15 protein-coding genes and 1 pseudogene are annotated in these 16,965 nt (G+C 73.2%); 10 read left to right on the top strand and 6 right to left on the bottom strand.

Features of this window, described 5'->3' with window-relative positions:
• Positions 1-247 precede the first annotated feature (247 nt).
• The gene (locus AB0N31_RS25830) at positions 248-1,030 is read left to right on the top strand and encodes an endo alpha-1,4 polygalactosaminidase (RefSeq protein WP_366060806.1); all 783 of its coding nucleotides are present in this window, start codon (positions 248-250) and stop codon (positions 1,028-1,030) included.
• A gap of 16 nt (positions 1,031-1,046) precedes the next feature.
• On the opposite strand, the gene AB0N31_RS25825 is transcribed toward AB0N31_RS25830, so the two are convergent.
• Positions 1,047-1,853 (bottom strand): adenosylcobinamide-GDP ribazoletransferase, encoded by an 807-nt coding sequence (locus tag AB0N31_RS25825; protein WP_366060805.1) that lies wholly within the window; start codon positions 1,851-1,853, stop codon positions 1,047-1,049.
• Between the two features lie 61 nt (positions 1,854-1,914).
• Between AB0N31_RS25825 and AB0N31_RS25820 the strand changes: the two genes are divergently transcribed.
• Entirely contained in the window at positions 1,915-2,679 is a 765-nt protein-coding gene (locus AB0N31_RS25820; RefSeq protein WP_366060804.1) for a hypothetical protein, read from the top strand.
• Positions 2,680-2,711: 32 nt separating this feature from the next.
• On the opposite strand, the gene cobT is transcribed toward AB0N31_RS25820, so the two are convergent.
• A complete protein-coding gene (gene cobT / locus AB0N31_RS25815) occupies positions 2,712-3,815 on the bottom strand; it encodes a nicotinate-nucleotide--dimethylbenzimidazole phosphoribosyltransferase (protein ID WP_366060803.1) in 1,104 nt (367 codons plus the stop codon).
• Between the two features lie 148 nt (positions 3,816-3,963).
• Between cobT and AB0N31_RS25810 the strand changes: the two genes are divergently transcribed.
• Positions 3,964-4,920 (top strand): class I SAM-dependent methyltransferase, encoded by a 957-nt coding sequence (locus tag AB0N31_RS25810; RefSeq protein ID WP_366060802.1) that lies wholly within the window; start codon positions 3,964-3,966, stop codon positions 4,918-4,920.
• A gap of 169 nt (positions 4,921-5,089) precedes the next feature.
• On the opposite strand, the gene AB0N31_RS25805 is transcribed toward AB0N31_RS25810, so the two are convergent.
• Positions 5,090-6,310, bottom strand: a complete 1,221-nt coding sequence (locus tag AB0N31_RS25805) for a bifunctional adenosylcobinamide kinase/adenosylcobinamide-phosphate guanylyltransferase (RefSeq protein WP_366060801.1) — start codon at positions 6,308-6,310, stop codon at positions 5,090-5,092.
• Positions 6,311-6,424: 114 nt separating this feature from the next.
• On the opposite strand from AB0N31_RS25805, the gene AB0N31_RS25800 reads away from it, so the two are divergent.
• On the top strand, positions 6,425-6,637 hold the full coding sequence (locus AB0N31_RS25800; RefSeq protein WP_073497036.1) for a hypothetical protein: 213 nt from the start codon (positions 6,425-6,427) through the stop codon (positions 6,635-6,637).
• 170 nt (positions 6,638-6,807) lie between these two features.
• Here AB0N31_RS25800 and AB0N31_RS25795 read toward each other — a convergent pair whose 3' ends face one another.
• Together AB0N31_RS25795 and AB0N31_RS25790 are read right to left on the bottom strand one after the other, a co-directional pair.
• The gene (locus tag AB0N31_RS25795; protein WP_366060800.1) at positions 6,808-7,509 is read right to left on the bottom strand and encodes a methyltransferase domain-containing protein; all 702 of its coding nucleotides are present in this window, start codon (positions 7,507-7,509) and stop codon (positions 6,808-6,810) included.
• An 83-nt stretch (positions 7,510-7,592) separates the two neighbouring features.
• Positions 7,593-8,219, bottom strand: coding sequence for a DUF3043 domain-containing protein (locus AB0N31_RS25790; protein ID WP_366060799.1), 627 nt, complete (start codon positions 8,217-8,219; stop codon positions 7,593-7,595).
• A 289-nt stretch (positions 8,220-8,508) separates the two neighbouring features.
• Here AB0N31_RS25790 and AB0N31_RS25785 point away from each other — a divergent pair, with 289 nt between their 5' ends.
• From AB0N31_RS25785 to AB0N31_RS25765, 5 genes are all read left to right on the top strand, one after another.
• Positions 8,509-9,285: a PspA/IM30 family protein gene (locus tag AB0N31_RS25785; protein WP_366060859.1), complete on the top strand. Its 777-nt coding sequence runs from the start codon at positions 8,509-8,511 to the stop codon at positions 9,283-9,285.
• Between the two features lie 34 nt (positions 9,286-9,319).
• Entirely contained in the window at positions 9,320-9,598 is a 279-nt protein-coding gene (locus AB0N31_RS25780) for a hypothetical protein (protein ID WP_366060798.1), read from the top strand.
• A 211-nt stretch (positions 9,599-9,809) separates the two neighbouring features.
• A complete protein-coding gene (locus AB0N31_RS25775) occupies positions 9,810-11,030 on the top strand; it encodes a histidine kinase (RefSeq protein WP_366060797.1) in 1,221 nt (406 codons plus the stop codon).
• The gene (locus AB0N31_RS25770) at positions 11,027-11,707 is read left to right on the top strand and encodes a response regulator transcription factor (protein WP_366060796.1); all 681 of its coding nucleotides are present in this window, start codon (positions 11,027-11,029) and stop codon (positions 11,705-11,707) included. The genes AB0N31_RS25775 and AB0N31_RS25770 overlap by 4 nt, the downstream gene beginning before the upstream one ends.
• Before the next feature lie 182 nt (positions 11,708-11,889).
• Positions 11,890-14,994 (top strand): efflux RND transporter permease subunit, encoded by a 3,105-nt coding sequence (locus tag AB0N31_RS25765; RefSeq protein WP_366060795.1) that lies wholly within the window; start codon positions 11,890-11,892, stop codon positions 14,992-14,994.
• Between the two features lie 71 nt (positions 14,995-15,065).
• On the opposite strand, the gene nadA is transcribed toward AB0N31_RS25765, so the two are convergent.
• Positions 15,066-16,250 (bottom strand): quinolinate synthase NadA, encoded by a 1,185-nt coding sequence (gene nadA, locus AB0N31_RS25760; RefSeq protein ID WP_366060794.1) that lies wholly within the window; start codon positions 16,248-16,250, stop codon positions 15,066-15,068.
• Positions 16,251-16,528: 278 nt separating this feature from the next.
• Between nadA and AB0N31_RS25755 the strand changes: the two are divergent.
• Positions 16,529-16,882 (top strand): annotated as a pseudogene (locus AB0N31_RS25755) (iron-sulfur cluster assembly accessory protein); the annotation flags it as partial.
• Positions 16,883-16,965: the final 83 nt, after the last annotated feature.

Genomic DNA, 16,965 nt, shown 5'->3' with positions numbered 1-16,965 from the left:
CGTTACCGGGGTCGGCCTCACCGGCGCGGCGGACCGGCGCGGCGACCCCGCGACGAGCGTACGCGTGCGCGGGCGTTCGCCCGTGCACAGGAGTGTTCACCTGTCGGTGGCGTCGTGGCCACTCCCCGATCCTCGCATCCGACCGACGGGGGCACACCTCTCGGGTGCGGCGGAGGGCGGCGCCTCGCGCCGGGCGGCGGCGGGAGATCATGGCGGCAGCCGCCGTCGCCCACCTTGGAGCCCGTCCGTGAGACGCATGGTCCTGCTGCCCGTCCTGCTGTTGCTGCTCGCGGGCTGTGCGTCCGCGCCGGACGAGGAGCCGACGGAGGGGGACCGCTGGCGGCCCCGCCCCGGCATCGGCTGGCAGTGGCAGCTGAGGGGGCGTCTGGACACCTCCGTCGACGTGCCGGTGTACGACGTCGACGGCTTCGACCAGAGCGCGGCGGCCGTCGCCGGGCTGCACGAGGACGGCCGCAAGGTCATCTGCTACCTGTCCACCGGCGCGTGGGAGGACTGGCGTCCGGACGCGGGGAGGTTCCCGCGGGCGGTCCTGGGCGAGGGCAACGGCTGGGAGGGGGAGCGCTGGCTGGACATCCGCCGTACCGACGTCCTCGAACCGCTGATGGCGGCCCGGCTCGACATGTGCCTCGACAAGGGCTTCGACGCGGTGGAACCGGACAACATGGACGGCTACCGCAACGAGACCGGTTTCCCGCTGACGGCCGCCGACCAACTCCGCTACAACCGCCTGATCGCCCGGCTCGCCCACGACCGGGGCCTGTCCGTCGGTCTGAAGAACGACCTCGACCAGATCCCCGAACTCGTCGACGACTTCGACTTCGCGGTCAACGAACAGTGCGCCCAGTACGGCGAGTGCGCGAGGACGACCCCGTTCGTCGAGGCGGGCAAGGCCGTCTTCCACGTCGAGTACGAGCTCCCCACGAGCCGCTTCTGCGCCGAGTCCCGCCGCTTGAAGCTGAGTTCCCTGCGGAAGGAGTACGAACTCACGGCGTGGCGCGAGGCCTGTTAGCGAGGCCCCGCGGCGTTCAGCCGAGGCAGAGGACCACCAGTGCCGTCGTGGCCGCCGTCTCCGCCAGGCCGCCGAAGACGTCGCCGGTGACCCCGCCGAAGCGGCGTGTGCAGTGGCGCAGGAGCAGTTCGGCGGCGGCGACGGCGAGGACGACCGCGGCGGGCGTGCGGACGGCGTCGAACGGGCCGAGGAGGGTGCCCCCGGCGGCCGCGGCCGCGAGGCAGCCCGCCGCCACGGCCAGCGCGCCGCGCACCGGGACCACCCCGGCGACCGCCGCGCCGAGCCCTTCCGGCCGGGCGGCGGGCACGCCGGTCCGGGCGGCGAGGGTGAGCGCCAGCCGGGCGGCGACCGCCGAGGCGACGGCCGCCAGGGCGCCCCGGCCCCAGGAGGAGCCGTAGAGCTGGGCCAGTGCGGCCACCTGGGCGAGCAGGACGAGGACGAGGGTGAGCACGCCGAAGGGCCCGATGTCCGACTGCTTCATGATCCGCAGCGCGTCGTCCGCGGGCCTGCCGCTGCCCAGCCCGTCCGCGGTGTCCGCCAGCCCGTCGAGGTGCAGGCCGCGGGTGAGGGCGGCGGGTACGGCGGCGGAGGCGACGGCGGCGAGCGGCGGGCCCGCGCCGAGGAGCAGGAGCAGCAGCCCGAGCCCGGCCGCGCAGCCGCCGACGACCAGCCCGGCCAGCGGGGCCGCGAGCATGCCCCCGCGGGCGGCCCCGCGGTCCCAGCGGGTCACCCGGACGGGGAGGACGGTGAGGGTGCCGAAGGCGAAGCGGAGGCCGTCGAGGCCGGAGGCCGGGGACGGCGTGGAGGGCGGGGTCGTGGACACCGGCGCAGGTTACCCGGCGGTCGGACGGGCGCCGCGGGGAGCCCGGGACGAAAATGCGCCTATGGGAGATTGGCTGCAGCGCAACATCGTCGAGCCGGGCAAGCTCCCGCTGCTCGTCGCCCTGGCCTCCTTCGTCCTGACCTTCCTGATCACCCGGGTCGTCACCCGCCTGATCCGCGCGGGCAAGGGCCCGTTCGGCAACGTCAGCGCGGGCGGGGTGCACATCCACCACGTGGTCCCCGGCGTCGTCCTCACCGTCGTCGGCGGCTTCGGTGCGGTGGCCAGCGGCCGGCACGGCTTCGGCTCCTACGCCTGCGCGGCGGTCTTCGGCATCGGCGCGGGCCTGGTCCTGGACGAGTTCGCGCTGGTCCTGCACCTCGACGACGTGTACTGGACGGAGGCCGGCCGCAAGAGCGTGGAGGCCGTCGTCCTGACGGCGGCCCTCGTCGGCCTGGTGCTGGTCGGCTTCGCCCCGTTCGGCGTCAACGACCTCAGCGAGGAGGAACTCCAGGACCGTGGCACCGTGCTCTCGACCGTGGCCGTGAACTTCCTGTTCGCCCTGGCCGTACTGAGCAAGGGCAAGGTGAAGCTGGCGGTCTTCAGCGTGATCGTCCCGTTCATCGCCCTGTTCGGCCTCGTCCGGGTGGCCCGCCCCGACTCCCCGTGGGCCCGCCGCTTCTACCGCAGGCGCCCCCGCGCCCGCGCCAAGGCGGTCCTGCGGGCCTACCACCACGACCGCCGCTGGGCAGGCCCGCGCCGGATGGTCGGCGACTGGCTGGGCGGCAAGACCGACGCCGAGCTGAGCCGGGCCGCCGAGCACCGCTGACGCGCCGCCGCCCCGGCCGCCGGCCCCGGCGGCTACTCCGTGCCGAGCGCCTCGGCGGACTCCTCGGGCCGCTCGGGCTCCTGGGGTGCTCCGGGCTTCTCCGGCAGTTCGGCGGCCAGGGCGGCGGCCGCCTGCACCAGCGGCAGCGCCAGCAGCGCCCCCGCGCCCTCGCCCACCGTCACGCCCTGGTCCAGCAGCGGCTCCAGCGCCATCCGGTCCAGTGCCTTCGCCTGCCCCGGCTCCCCGCTGCGCTGCCCGGCCAGCCACCAGTCCGGAGCCCGGAACGCGATCCGCTGGCCGACGAGCGCGCAGGCCGCCGCCACGACGCCGTCCAGCACCACCGGCATCTTGCGGACGGCGCTCTGGAGCAGGAAGCCCGTCATCGCGGCGAGGTCCGCCCCGCCCACGGTCGCCAGCAGCTGCACCTGGTCCCCGAGCACCGGCCGCGCCCGCCGCAACGCGTCCCGGATCGCGGCGCACTTACGCATCCACGCCAGGTCGTCGATCGCCAGGCCGCCCCGCCCGGTCACCACGGACGCGTCGGTCCCGCACAGCGCGGCCACCAGGACGCCCGCCGCCGTCGTCCCGCCCACGCTGACGTCGCCGAGCACGACCAGGTCCGTCCCGGAGTCGGCCTCCTCGTCGGCCACCGCGACCCCGGCGAGGAAGGCGGCCTCGGCCTCCTCCGCGGTCAGCGCGTCCTCGACGTCGATACGGCCGCTGCCGCGCCGCACCCGGTGCCGTACGACGTCCTCGGGGAACGTCTCCGGCGGGCAGTCCAGCGCCATGTCCACGACGCGCACGGGGACGCCGAGCCGCCGGGCGAGCACCGACACCGGCCGGCCGCCCTCCCGCACCTCCCGCACCAGCTCCGCCGCGCTGCCCGCCGGACGCGCCGAGACGCCCAGTCCGGCGATCCCGTGATCGCCGGCGAACAGCACCACCCGCGGCCGTACGACCGGCCGTACGGGCACCGAACCCTGCGCCGCCGCCAGCCACTCACCCAGGTCGTCGAGGCGGCCCAGCGATCCGGGCGGCACGGCCAGGCGTTCCCGGCGGGCCTCCGCGTCGCGGCGCACCCCGCCGTCGGGGCGCTCGATCAGATCGGTGAAGTCGTCGAGATTCAGCGAGCTCATTCGCCGAACAGTACCGGCACCGACCGAACGGTTCGGCGCCACATCGGCACCACACCCCCGTGACGTCTTTGCACCGGGGATCGGCATCCCATACGTTCCGTTTTGCTGCGGATTGCCGCATCCCTCGACGCCCTCCACGGAGCCGCTCATGCCCCCCAGGCCCATCCACGAGCCGCGCCGCGACACCTGCCCCTGGTGCGGCTCGAAACGCCTGCGCACCCGCCTGCGCGCGCCCGACCTGCTCCATCACCGGCCCGGCACCTTCGCCGTCGACGAATGCCGGGACTGCGCCCACATCTTCCAGAACCCGCGACTGACCGCGGAGGGCCTCGCCCTCTACCAGCGCTCCCCGGCGGGGGGCCCGCCCGGTGGCTCCGCCGAACGCGTCCTCGCCACCCGCACGCGGCGGCGCCGACTGGTGGCCACCGCCCGCGCGATGCTGCCCTTCCCCGAGCCGGAGAGCTGGCTGGACGTGGGCACGGGTGACGCGCTGTTCCCCGAGGCGGCGAAGGAGGTCTTCACCTACACCTCCTTCGACGGGCTCGACCCCACCCCGCGGGTCGTCCGGGCCCAGGAGGCCGGCCGTGTGGAGGAGGCCCACCAGGGGCAGCTCACCCACCCCGCCACCAGCGCACGGCTGCGCGCCCGCTACGACGTCGTCAGCATGCTCGGCCACGTGGAGCACACCCTGGACCCCCGCGCGGAACTGCGTGCCGCGCTCGTCGCGTTGCGGCCCGGCGGGCATCTGCTCCTCGAACTGCCCGAACCGCGCAGCGCGTTCGCGGAGCTGCTCGGCAAGTGGTGGGTGGCCCACGGGCAGCCGCGCCACCTCCACCTCATCCCGCTGCCCAACCTCCGCGCCGAACTCGAGTCGCGGGGCTGCACCGTCGTCACGGCCGACCGCAGCGGCGCCCACGTCCCCCACGACCTCGCGGCGGCCCTCGCGCTGTCCCTGTCCCGCTCGGTCCCGGCCCCCCGTACGGCCCTCCTGCGAGCCGCCGGCCCGTTGGTCACCGCGGCGGGCGCCCTGGACCACGCGCTGGCCCCCCTGCTCCGCCACACCCGCTTCTCCAACACGTACCGGGTGATCGCCCGCAAGAACTGACCCCGGCACCGGCGGCACCCGACCCCGGCCCTCGCGTCCGGACCCCGCCGCGCCCGGTCGCGCTCGCGCGGGGCGGCCCACGGCCCCACGGGGCGGGCCGCGCGGCCCGGAGGAGCCGACCCCGGCCGGCGGCCGCCCGCCGCCGTCCGCGGGCAGGCGCGCCGGCGCGTCAGCCCCGTGGGCCCCGTAGCGCCAGCACCTGCCCCGCCACCACCAGCAGCACCTCCTCGCACTCGCCCGCGACCGCCGCGTTCAGCCGTCCCAGCTCGTCCCGGTACCGCCGTCCCGACGCCGTGGCCGGCACGATCCCGGACCCCACCTCGTTCGACACCAGCACCACCGGCCGCCGGGTCTCCCGCACCGCTCCCGCCAACTCCGCCACCCGGGAGCGCAGTTCGCGCTCACCGCCGTCCGCCCACACCGCGTCGTCCCAGGCGCCGACGGAGTCCATCGCGTCGGTCAGCCACAGCGACAGACAGTCGATCAGCAGGGGCGGCGCCCCGTCCTGCGCGAGCAGCGGCACCAGGTCGCACGTCTCGACCGTCCGCCACGACCCCGGCCGCCGCTCCCGGTGCGTGGCGACCCGGGCCGCCCACTCGCCGTCCCCGCCCCGCGACCCGCCGGTCGCGACGTACAGCACGTCGGGGAAGGACTCCAGCCGCCGTTCGGCCTCCACCGACTTCCCCGACCGCGCGCCGCCCAGCACCAAGGTCCGCCGCGGCACGTCCGGCACCTCCTCGTACACCCCCACCGTCAGCGTCGATCCGTCCGGCACCGCCCGCGCCCCCGCCGCGGCCAGCCGGCGCCGCGACTCCGGCCCCGGGGGCACGTCGTGGTCCAGATGGACGGCGACGACGTCCGTCGTGGGCCCGACCGCGCCCACCGCCCGCAGCTTCGCCAGCGCGTCCGGCCGCCCCACCACGTCGGCGAGGACCATGTCGTACCGCTCGGCCGGCTCCCCGCCCTCCTCCAGCCCGGCCGGCGCGCCGCCCGGCGGCAGATACAGCAGCCGCTGCCCGTCCGGGCCGGTCACGGCGTACCCCGTACCGGGCGCGTCCATCGCCACCGCCCGCACCCGATGCCCCGTCAGCTGTGTCAACTCCCGTCCGTCCGGCACCCGGACGGGTTGCGGCAGCCCGGTCGGCACCTCGACCGCGGGCCCGTCGTGCGGATGCGACAGCAGCACCTGCCGTACGCCGCCCAGGGAGTGCCCGGAGCGCGCCGCGGCGAAGGCCGCGCCCGGCGTGAGGTCGAGCAGCAGCGCCCCGTCCACGAGCACCGCGGTCGCCGCCCGGGCGTCCACCCCGAGGGAGGTCGCGCAGACGGCACAGGGACAGTCGGGGCGGGGGAGTCCCGCGGGGGCACCGGTACCGAGCAGAGTCACTTCCACGGACCTGATTTTCGCGCGTCCGATCAGGTCTTGCGCATCCGGCTAGGCTGCGTGCCAGGAGCCGGACCATGATCCGGCTTCTGCTCTGCATGTGCTCACACGTTGGAGGCGTACATGGCGGCATGGACGTGGCGGTTCGAGAAGGCCGACGGGACGGAGGTCCAGCCCGCGGTGCAGCCGGAGGAGTTCACCACGCAGGGGGACGCCGAGTCCTGGCTCGGGGAGCACTGGAAGGCCCTGCTCGAAGGCGGCGCGGACCAGGTCCGGCTGTTCGAGGACGCCACGGAGATCTACGGCCCGATGAACCTGCACGCCGACGAGTCGTAGGACAGGCAGTCGTAGGACGGACACCGTCCCGGGGTGGCCGGCCGACGGCCACCCCGCTCATCCCGCCCGACGGCCCCGCCGCCGCTCGCGGGCGTCACGCCGGCCGTCTGCCCGCCCGCCGCCGTTCCGGGTGGAAGTCGCCCGGGGAAGTCTCTGCCCCGGGGAGCCTCTCAGCCCCGCACCCCGCACAGGTGCAGCAGTGCCGCCACACCGCGGTACGGGTCCGTCCGGCCCGCCCGCTCCTCCGCCGCCAGCAGCGGCTCCAGGTCCTCGGGGACGTCCGCGCCGTCCACCGCCGTGTCCGTGAAGACCCGCACGCCGTACCAGGCGTGCAGCGGGGCCCCGATGCCCGCGAGGGTCGCGGTCAGGGTCTCCCGGCGGTCCGCGCGGACGTCGAGGCCCAGCCGGTTGCGGTACGCCGTGGTGTCGAAGGCGCCCAGGGCGCCCGCCCAGTCCCCGGCCAGCCCGGGCCGCATGGCCAGCGCGTCGGCGTTGCGGACCAGGAGGGACAGCAGCCCGCCGGGGGCCAGCACGCGCGCGAGGCCGGCGAGCAGGGGATCCGGCTCCTGGACGTACATGAGCACGCCGTGGCAGAGCACCACGTCGAAGCTGCCGGGCGGGAAGTGCACACCGGTGTCCCGGCCGTCGCCCTCCATGATCCGCATCCGCTCCCGGATGCCCTCGGGCTCCCCGCCCAGGGCCTCACGGGCCGCGGCGATCATCGTCGCGTCCTGTTCGAGGCCGGTCACCTGGTGGCCGAGCCGGGCCAGCCGCAGCGCCTGCGTGCCCTGGCCCATCCCCACGTCGAGCACGCGCAACCGCTGCCCGACCGGATACCGCGCGGCTATCTGTTCGTCGAGCTGCCGGGCCACCAGCTCCTGCCGTACGACATCACGCAGTCCGCCGAGCCTGCTCAGCCAGGCCTTCGCCGCGCCCCCGGAGAAAGAAGCAGTGCTCAGGGCCGCTCTCCGCGCTTGACCTGCGGCTTGGGCAGCCGGAGCCGACGCATCTGGAGGGAGCGCATGAGCGCGTAGGCCACCGCGCCCCGCCGGTTCTGGTCGGGGAAGCGCTCGGCGAGCCGCTTCTTCAGACGGAACCCGGTCACGAGCGAGTCCAGCACGATCAGCACGATCACCACGAGCCACAGCAGCAGCGCGATCGTCTGGAGCGAGCCCACCCGGACCATGCTCAGCACCAGGATGACCACGGCCATCGGCAGGAAGAACTCCGCCACGTTGAACCGCGAGTCGATGGTGTCGCGCGCGAACTTGCGCACCGGACCCTTGTCGCGGGCCGGCAGGAACCGCTCGTCACCGCCCGCCAGCGCCTGGCGCTGGCGCTCCAGCTGGGCTCGGCGCTCCTCGCGCTGACGCTTGGCGGCGTCCTTGCGCGACAACGAGGTGTTGGCGACGCTGCGGCGCTGGGACTGGGCCTCACTGCGCTTGGGCGTGGGCCTGCCCTTCGGGGCCTGCGGGTCGCGGGTCTGCTTGGAGTCGGCCGGCGCCTTGTCGGCTACCGAAACCTTCTCTTCCTTGGCACGGCTACGGAACACAAAACCCAAGGGTAAGCGCTCCCCGGGCATGGACCCCAGCCGGGCGGGGAACGATCCGGCAACACCAGACGTCTGAAGTGAGGACGGGCCCGGGACGAACCGGTGGAGAGGGGACGAGCGGTGGCGCGACGGTCACCCTGAGGGTCACCTACTCCTTACGCCGGAGCAAGGTCTTGGTCAGTCGTCCTTGGGGATGAGCGCATCTGTCCTCGAACAGTGCGTCAATGGAAGCAGGGCCCGTACTGTGGGTTCTGTCGCAGAGCTGGAGCTGGACGTCAGAAGGGGGCGCGCGAAGCCCATGAGCGGTGTCATGAAGCGTATGGGGATGATCTTCCGCGCGAAGGCGAACAAGGCCCTTGACCGGGCCGAGGACCCGCGCGAAACCCTCGACTACTCCTACCAGAAGCAGCTGGAGCTCCTCCAGAAGGTCCGCCGCGGCGTCGCGGACGTGGCCACCTCGCGCAAGCGGCTGGAACTCCAGCTGAACCAGTTGCAGTCGCAGTCCTCCAAGCTGGAGGACCAGGGCCGCAAGGCGCTCGCGCTGGGCCGCGAGGACCTGGCCCGCGAGGCGCTCTCCCGCCGCGCCGCCCTCCAGCAGCAGGTCACCGACCTGGAGACGCAGCACTCGACGCTCCAGGGCGAGGAGGAGAAGCTCACTCTCGCGGCCCAGCGCCTCCAGGCCAAGGTGGACGCCTTCCGCACCAAGAAGGAGACCATCAAGGCCACCTACACGGCGGCGCAGGCGCAGACCCGGATCGGGGAGGCCTTCTCCGGCATCTCCGAGGAGATGGGCGACGTCGGGCTGGCGATCCAGCGCGCCGAGGACAAGACGGCCCAGCTCCAGGCCCGGGCCGGCGCCCTCGACGAACTCCTCGCCTCCGGCGCCCTCGACGACCCCACCGGCATCGCCAAGGACGACCTCCAGGCCGAGCTGGACCGGCTCTCCGGTGGTACGGATGTAGAGCTGGAGCTCCAGCGCATGAAGGCGGAGCTGGCCGGTGGCCCCTCGTCCGGGCAGCAGGCCATCGAGGGCGGCGCCGACCAGGCGCAGAACCGGCAGCAGCCGCAGGACACCCCGCGCTTCGACAAGCAGTAGTTTCGGGGCCGGGGCCGGAGCCGAGGAGGTCGACATGATCGTCCGGATCATGGGGGAGGGCCAGTGGACGCTGGCGGACTCCCACTTCGCCGAGCTGAGCAAGCTGGACGACGAACTGCTGGCCGAGATGGAGGGCAGCGACGACGACGGCTTCCACCGCACCCTCGGTGCCCTCCTGGACGCCGTCCGCCGCCTCGGCGAGCCCCTTCCCGACGACGCCCTGGAACCGTCGGAACTGATCCTCCCGGCCCCGGACGCGAGCCTGGAGCAGGTCCGGGAGATGCTGAGCGACGACGGGCTGATCCCCGGGTGAGGCCGGCCCCCGGGTCCCGTCCGACATGATCCGCCGGGCAGCCCCTGGATGACGGCGGGCCGCCCCCGGTGGCGGCGCGCGTGTCCGGCCCGTCGGGCGGCCGAGGACGAGGCCGTTCGTGCCGAGGCCGACGGCCGGGTCCGAGTACGGCGGCCGCCGGCGGCGGTCCCGGCGACGGCCACGAACGCGACGGTACGGAAAGTGACCCCCCTTGACCCCCCTCGCCCGAGCCCGGCGCCGACTGAAGGCCCACCCCCTCGCCCTGGACTCCGTCCTCGCCGCCGCCGTACTGCTGTGCATGCTGGCCGGTTCCTTCATCGACCCGCACGGCGACCGGAGTGTCAGCTGGAGCCTGCGCAGTCCTGACCCGCTCAGCCTGCTGCTGATCACCCTCAGCGGCGTCGCCCTCGTCCTCCGCCGCATCGCACCCCTGCCGGTCCTCGCGGTCACCGGCGCCTGCTCCGTGACCGAGAGCGTCACCGGCGACCCCCGCGCCCCCGTCGCGATGTCCGCCGTCATCGCCCTCTACACCGTCGCCTCCACCACCGACCGTCCCACCACCTGGCGGGTCGGCCTGCTCACCATGACCGTCCTCACCGGCGCCGCCATGCTCGCCGGGCCGTTGCCCTGGTACGCCCAGGAGAACGTGGCGATCCTCGCCTGGACCGGCATCGGCGCCACCGCCGGGGACGCGGTCCGCAGCCGCCGGGCCGTCGTGCGCGCCATCCGGGAGCGGGCCGAACGGGCCGAACGCACCCGCGAGGAGGAGGCCCGCCGCCGGGTCGCCGAGGAGCGCCTGCGCATCGCCCGCGACCTGCACGACGTGGTCGCCCACCACATCGCCCTGGTCAACGTGCAGGCCGGGGTCGCCGCCCACGTCATGGACAAACGCCCCGACCAGGCCAAGGAGGCCCTCGCGCACGTCCGCGAGGCCAGCCGCTCCGCGCTCAACGAACTCCGCGCCACGGTCGGCCTGCTGCGCCAGTCCGGCGACCCGGAGGCGCCCACCGAGCCGGCCCCCGGCCTCTACCGGCTCGACGAACTGGCCGGCACCTTCCGCAACGCGGGCCTCCGGGTCGAGGTGGCCCGCGCCGACCACGGCACCGAACTCCCCGCCGCCGTCGACCTGGCCGCCTACCGCGTCATCCAGGAGGCCCTCACCAACGTGCGCAAACACGCGGGACCGGAAGCCAGGGCCGAGGTCAGCGTCGTCCGCGTCGGCCCCCACATCGAGGTCACCGTCCTCGACGACGGCGCCGGGGACGTACCGGCGTCGGAGGAAGGCGGCGGGCACGGCCTGCTCGGGATGCGCGAGCGCGTCACCGCCCTGCGCGGCGCCCTCACCACCGGTCCCCGCTACGGAGGCGGCTACCGCGTCCATGCGATCCTGCCCGTCAAGACCCGCTCCACCGTCCCCGAGGACTCCGCATGACCATCCGTGTCCTGCTCGCCGACGACCAGGCGCTGCTGCGCAGCGCGTTCCGGGTGCTCGTCGACTCCGAGCCCGACATGGAGGTGGTGGGTGAGGCGTCCGACGGGGCGCAGGCGGTCCGGCTCGCCAAGGAGGAGCGCGCCGACGTCGTCCTGATGGACATCCGCATGCCCGGCACCGACGGCCTCGCCGCCACCCGGCTGATCAGCGCCGACCCGTCCCTCGCGCACGTCCGGGTGGTGATACTGACGACCTTCGAGGTCGACGACTACGTGGTGCGGTCGCTGCGCGCGGGTGCCTCCGGCTTCCTCGGCAAGGGCAGCGAGCCGGAGGAACTGCTCAACGCCATCCGGGTCGCCGCCGGCGGGGACGCCCTGCTCTCACCGACCGCGACCAAGGGGCTGATCGCCCGCTTCCTCGCCCAGGGCGACGCGGGGGACGACGGTGACCCGGACCGGGCGCAGCGGCTGTCGGCACTCACCGGCCGGGAGCGCGAGGTCCTCGTCCAGGTCGCCGGCGGCCACTCCAACGACGAGATCGCCGAGCGCCTGGAGGTCAGCCCGCTGACCGTCAAGACGCACGTCAACAGGGCCATGGCCAAACTGGGCGCCCGCGACCGGGCCCAGCTCGTGGTGATCGCGTACGAGTCCGGGCTGGTCCGCCCGAGGGTGGACTGATCTCCACCCGGCCGTACTGCACCCGGAGTATGCGCCGTATAAGGAAACCGACCTGGGGCTTACGGATCGGGCTCTCTCCATGGCTCAGGGTGTAGGGGACGGCGCTGATGTGTGCTCGCGCCCTCCCTTTCCGTCCCTGCCATGCCGCTTCTGCCGCTTATCAGAAGAGAGACCTGTAACCCATGTCCTGGCTGTCGAAGTTCAGCCTCGCGCAACGGGCCCTGATAGGCCTCGTGTCCATCATCGCGATCGTGTTCGGGGCGATCGCGATCCCGCAGCTCAAACAGCAGCTCCTGCCCACCATCGAACTGCCGGTGGTGTCGGTGCTCGCGCCGTACCAGGGCGCCTCCCCCGACGTCGTCGAGAAGCAGGTGATCCAGCCCATCGAGGACAACCTCGAAGCGGTCGACGGCATCACCGGCGTCACCTCCACGGCCAGCGAGGGCAACGCGGTCATCCTCGCCTCCTTCGACTACGGCAACGACACCAAGCAGCTCGTCGCCGACGTCCAGCAGGCCGTCAACCGGGCCCGCGTCCAGCTCCCGGACTCGGTGGACCCGCAGGTCGTCGCCGGTTCCACGGACGACATCCCGACCGTGGTCCTCGCCGTCGCCTCGGCCGGGGACCAGCAGGCCCTCGCCGACCGCCTGGACACCACGGTCGTGCCCGCGCTGAAGGACATCGACGGCGTCGGGCAGGTCACCGTCGACGGTGTGCGCGACCTCCGGGTCACCGTCACCCCGGCCGACGCGAAGCTGGCCGAGGCCGGGCTGACCACCCAGTCCCTCGCCCAGGCCCTCCAGGCCGGCGGTGTCACCGTCGCCGCGGGCTCCTTCGACGAGGCCGGCGGCAACCGCACCGTCCAGGTCGGCGGCGGCTACACCTCCCTGCGGCAGATCCAGGACCTGGTGATCCCCGCGCGGCCGGGCGGCAAGCCGGTCCGTCTCGCCGACGTCGCCACGGTGAAGCAGGAGGAGGCCCCGGCCGCCTCCATCACCCGCACCGACGGCAAGCTCAGCCTCGCCGTGGCCGTCACCATGGACCACGACGGCAGCGCGGTCGCCATCTCCGACGCGGTCCGGGACAAGCTGCCCGGTCTGCGCGAGGACCTCGGCGCCGGCGCGTCGATCACGGTCGTCAGCGACCAGGGTCCGGCGGTGTCGAAGTCCATCGAGGGCCTGACCACGGAGGGCGCGCTCGGCCTGCTCTTCGCGGTCCTGGTCATCCTGGTCTTCCTGGCGTCGATCCGCTCGACGCTGGTGACGGCGGTGTCCATCCCGCTGTCCGTGGTCCTCGCCCTGATCGTGCTGTGGACCCGTGACCTGTCGCTCAACATGCTGACCCTGGGCGCGCTGACCATCGCCATCGGCCGGGTCGTCGACGACTCGATCGTGGTCCTGGAGAACATCAAGCGCCACCTCGGCTACGGCGAGGAGCGCCAGACCGCGATCCTCACCGCGGTCCGCGAGGTGGCCGGCGCGGTCACCTCCTCCACCCTCACCACGGTCGCCGTGTTCCTGCCGATCGGCCTGGTCGGCGGCATGGTCGGCGCCCTGTTCGGCGCGTTCAGCCTCACCGTCACGGCGGCCCTGCTGGCCTCCCTGCTGGTGTCGCTGACGGTCGTCCCGGTCCTGTCGTACTGGTTCCTGCGGCCCCCGAAGGGCACCCCCGAGGACGCCGAGGAAGCCCGCCGCGCGGCCGAGGAGAAGGAGGCGCGCAGCCGCCTCCAGCGCTTCTACGTCCCCGTCCTGCGGTTCGCGACCCGGCGCCGTCTGACCAGCGTGGCGATCGCGGCCGTCGTCCTGATCGGCACCTTCGGCATGGCGCCGCTGCTGAAGACCAACTTCTTCGACCAGGGCGAACAGCAGGTCCTGACGGTCAAGCAGGAACTGGAGCCGGGCACCAGCCTGGCGGCGACCGACGCCCGGGCCAGGAAGGTCGAGCAACTCCTCGCCGGCACCGAGGGCGTGAAGAACTACCAGGTCACCGTGGGATCCTCCGGGTTCATGGCGGCCTTCGGCGGCGGCACCGACACCAACCAGGCCTCGTACCAGGTGATGCTGGAGGACTCGGCGTCCTTCGAGGACGTCCAGGACCACATCGAGGACGGCCTGAAGAAGCTGTCCGGCATCGGCAGCACCACGGTCGCCGCCGGTGACGGCTTCGGCAGCCAGGACCTGAGCGTCGTCGTGAAGGCGGCCGACGGCGAGGTGCTGCGCACGGCGGCCGAGCAGGTCCGCGCCGCGGTGGCCGGCCTGGACGACGTCACGGACGTCACCAGCGACCTCTCGCAGAGCGTGCCGCGCATCTCGGTCGAGGCGAACGCGAAGGCCGCGGCGGCCGGGTTCGACGAGCAGACGCTGGGCGCGGCGGTCACCCAGGCGGTCCGCGGGACGACGGCGGCGAAGGCGACCCTGGACGACACCGAGCGCGACGTCGTCATCACCTCCGCCCGGCCGGCCACCACGCTGGCGCAGCTCAAGGCCCTGCCCCTGGGCCCGGTGAAGCTCGGCGACATCGCGACCGTGCGGCTCGTCGACGGCCCCGTCGCCATGACCCGCATCGACGGTCAGCGCGCGGCCACCGTCACCGCGCGGCCGACCGGCGACAACACGGGCGCGGTGAGCGCGGACCTGACGTCGAAGCTGGACGCGCTGAAGCTGCCGGCGGGCGCCACGGCCGAGATCGGCGGTGTCTCGCAGGACCAGGACGACGCGTTCAAGAACCTCGCCCTGGCGATGCTCGCGGCGATCGCGATCGTCTTCATGCTGCTGGTGGCGACCTTCCGGTCGCTGGTCCAGCCGCTGATCCTGCTGGTCTCCATCCCGTTCGCGGCGACGGGCGCGATCGGCCTGCTGATCGTCACCGGCACCCCGATGGGCGTCCCGGCCATGATCGGCATGCTGATGCTGATCGGCATCGTGGTGACCAACGCCATCGTGCTGATCGACCTGATCAACCAGTACCGCGGACAGGGGCACGGCGTGGTCGAGGCCGTGATCGAGGGCGGCCGCCACCGGCTGCGGCCCATCCTCATGACGGCGCTGGCGACCATCTTCGCCCTGCTGCCGATGGCCCTGGGCGTCACCGGTGAGGGCGGCTTCATCGCGCAGCCGCTGGCGGTGGTCGTGATCGGCGGTCTGATCACCTCCACGCTGCTCACCCTGCTGCTGGTCCCGACCCTCTACGCGATGGTCGAACTGCGCAAGGAGCGGCGGGCGCAGAAGCGGGCGGCGAAGAAGCGCGCCGCCGAGCCGGAGAAGGCCCCGGAACCGGCCGGCGTCTGACCGCCGGACACACCGAGGCCCCGGCCCGCAGTGCGCGGGCCGGGGCCTCGACGTCTGTCCCGCGGGCGGCCCTACGGCAGCGCCAGCATCCGCTCCAGCGCCAGCTTCGCGAACGCCTCGGTCTCCTTGTCGACCTCGATGCGGTTGACCAGCGTGCCCTCGGCCAGGGACTCCAGGGTCCAGACCAGGTGCGGCAGGTCGATGCGGTTCATGGTCGAGCAGAAGCAGACCGTCTTGTCGAGGAAGACGATCTCCTTGCCCTCGGGCGCGAAACGGTTCGCCAGCCGGCGGACCAGGTTCAGCTCCGTGCCGATGGCCCACTTGGAGCCGGCGGGCGCGGCCTCCAGGGCCTTGATGATGTACTCGGTCGAGCCGACGTGGTCCGCCGCCGCCACGACCTCGTGCCGGCACTCGGGGTGGACGAGCACGTTCACCCCGGGGATGCGGGCGCGCACGTCCTCCACCGACTCCAGGCTGAAGCGGCCGTGCACCGAGCAGTGGCCCCGCCACAGGATCATCTTCGCGTCGCGCAGCTGCTCGGCGGTGAGCCCGCCGTTCGGCTTGTGCGGGTTGTAGACGACGCAGTCCTCCAGGGACATGCCCATGTCGCGGACGGCGGTGTTGCGGCCCAGGTGCTGGTCCGGCAGGAACAGCACCTTCTCGCCCTGCGCGAAGGCCCACTCCAGGGCCTTCCTGGCGTTGGACGAGGTGCAGATCGTGCCGCCGTGCCTGCCGGTGAACGCCTTGATGTCCGCGGAGGAGTTCATGTAGGAGACGGGCACGACCTGCTCGGCTATGCCGGCCTCGGTCAGCACGTCCCAGCACTCGGCGACCTGCTCGGCCGTCGCCATGTCGGCCATCGAGCAGCCGGCCGCCAGGTCGGGCAGGACCACCTTCTGGTCGTCGGACGTCAGGATGTCCGCGGACTCGGCCATGAAGTGCACACCGCAGAACACGATGTACTCGGCCTCCGGGCGGGCGGCCGCGTCCCGCGCCAGCTTGAAGGAGTCGCCCGTGACGTCGGCGAACTGGATGACCTCGTCGCGCTGGTAGTGGTGCCCGAGGACGAAGACCTTGTCACCGAGCTTCTCCTTGGCGGCGCGGGCCCGCTCCACCAGGTCCGGGTCGGACGGGGAGGGCAGGTCGCCGGGACACTCGACGCCCCGCTCACTCTTCGGGTCGGCCTCGCGGCCGAGCAGCAACAGGGCGAGCGGAGTCGGCTGTACGTCGAGCTCCGTGGTCTGGGCGGTGGTCACGACACGCACCCTTTCTACTTTTCGTCGATCTGACGCTATCTATCATAACCCGCTTCACGTCACTTTGACGATGGTCATTGCGTCGATGTGACATGAATCCCGCGCGCCCCGGCGCGGGCTCGTCCGCGGGCGCCGAGGGGCGCTGTTCGCCGCTGCGTGCGTGTGCGAGCATGAAGGAACGGGCGGAAGACCACTCGCCCGGCCCGTGGAATGAATCCGCGGCCCCGCCGGTTGAAACCGCCGGCAAGCAGTCTCCGTACAACCCGGGAGAGATGTAGATGTCCGTATCGGACGAGACCAGCACCGTCACCGACGGCATCATCCTGTCCGACGCCGCCGCGGCGAAGGTCAAGGCCCTGCTCGACCAGGAAGGCCGTGACGACCTGGCCCTGCGTGTCGCCGTCCAGCCCGGCGGCTGCTCCGGCCTGCGCTACCAGCTCTTCTTCGACGAGCGTTCCCTCGACGGCGACGTGGTCAAGGACTTCGACGGCGTCAAGGTCGTCACCGACCGCATGAGCGCCCCCTACCTGGGCGGCGCGTCCATCGACTTCGTGGACACCATCGAGAAGCAGGGCTTCACGATCGACAACCCGAACGCGACCGGCTCCTGCGCCTGCGGCCGGTGGCCCGCATCGCCGGTGAGACCGCCCCCGTCCTCCTCCTCGTCTTCGGCAACCCGTTCATCAACTCGAACCCCTTCGAGGGTGCGCAGGCG

This window comes from Streptomyces sp. NPDC051051 (assembly GCF_040682975.1).
In the GTDB taxonomy this organism is placed as follows: domain Bacteria; phylum Actinomycetota; class Actinomycetes; order Streptomycetales; family Streptomycetaceae; genus Streptomyces.
Note: the sequence above shows the minus strand (reverse complement) of the source record. Positions and strands in the feature narration are given on the sequence as shown.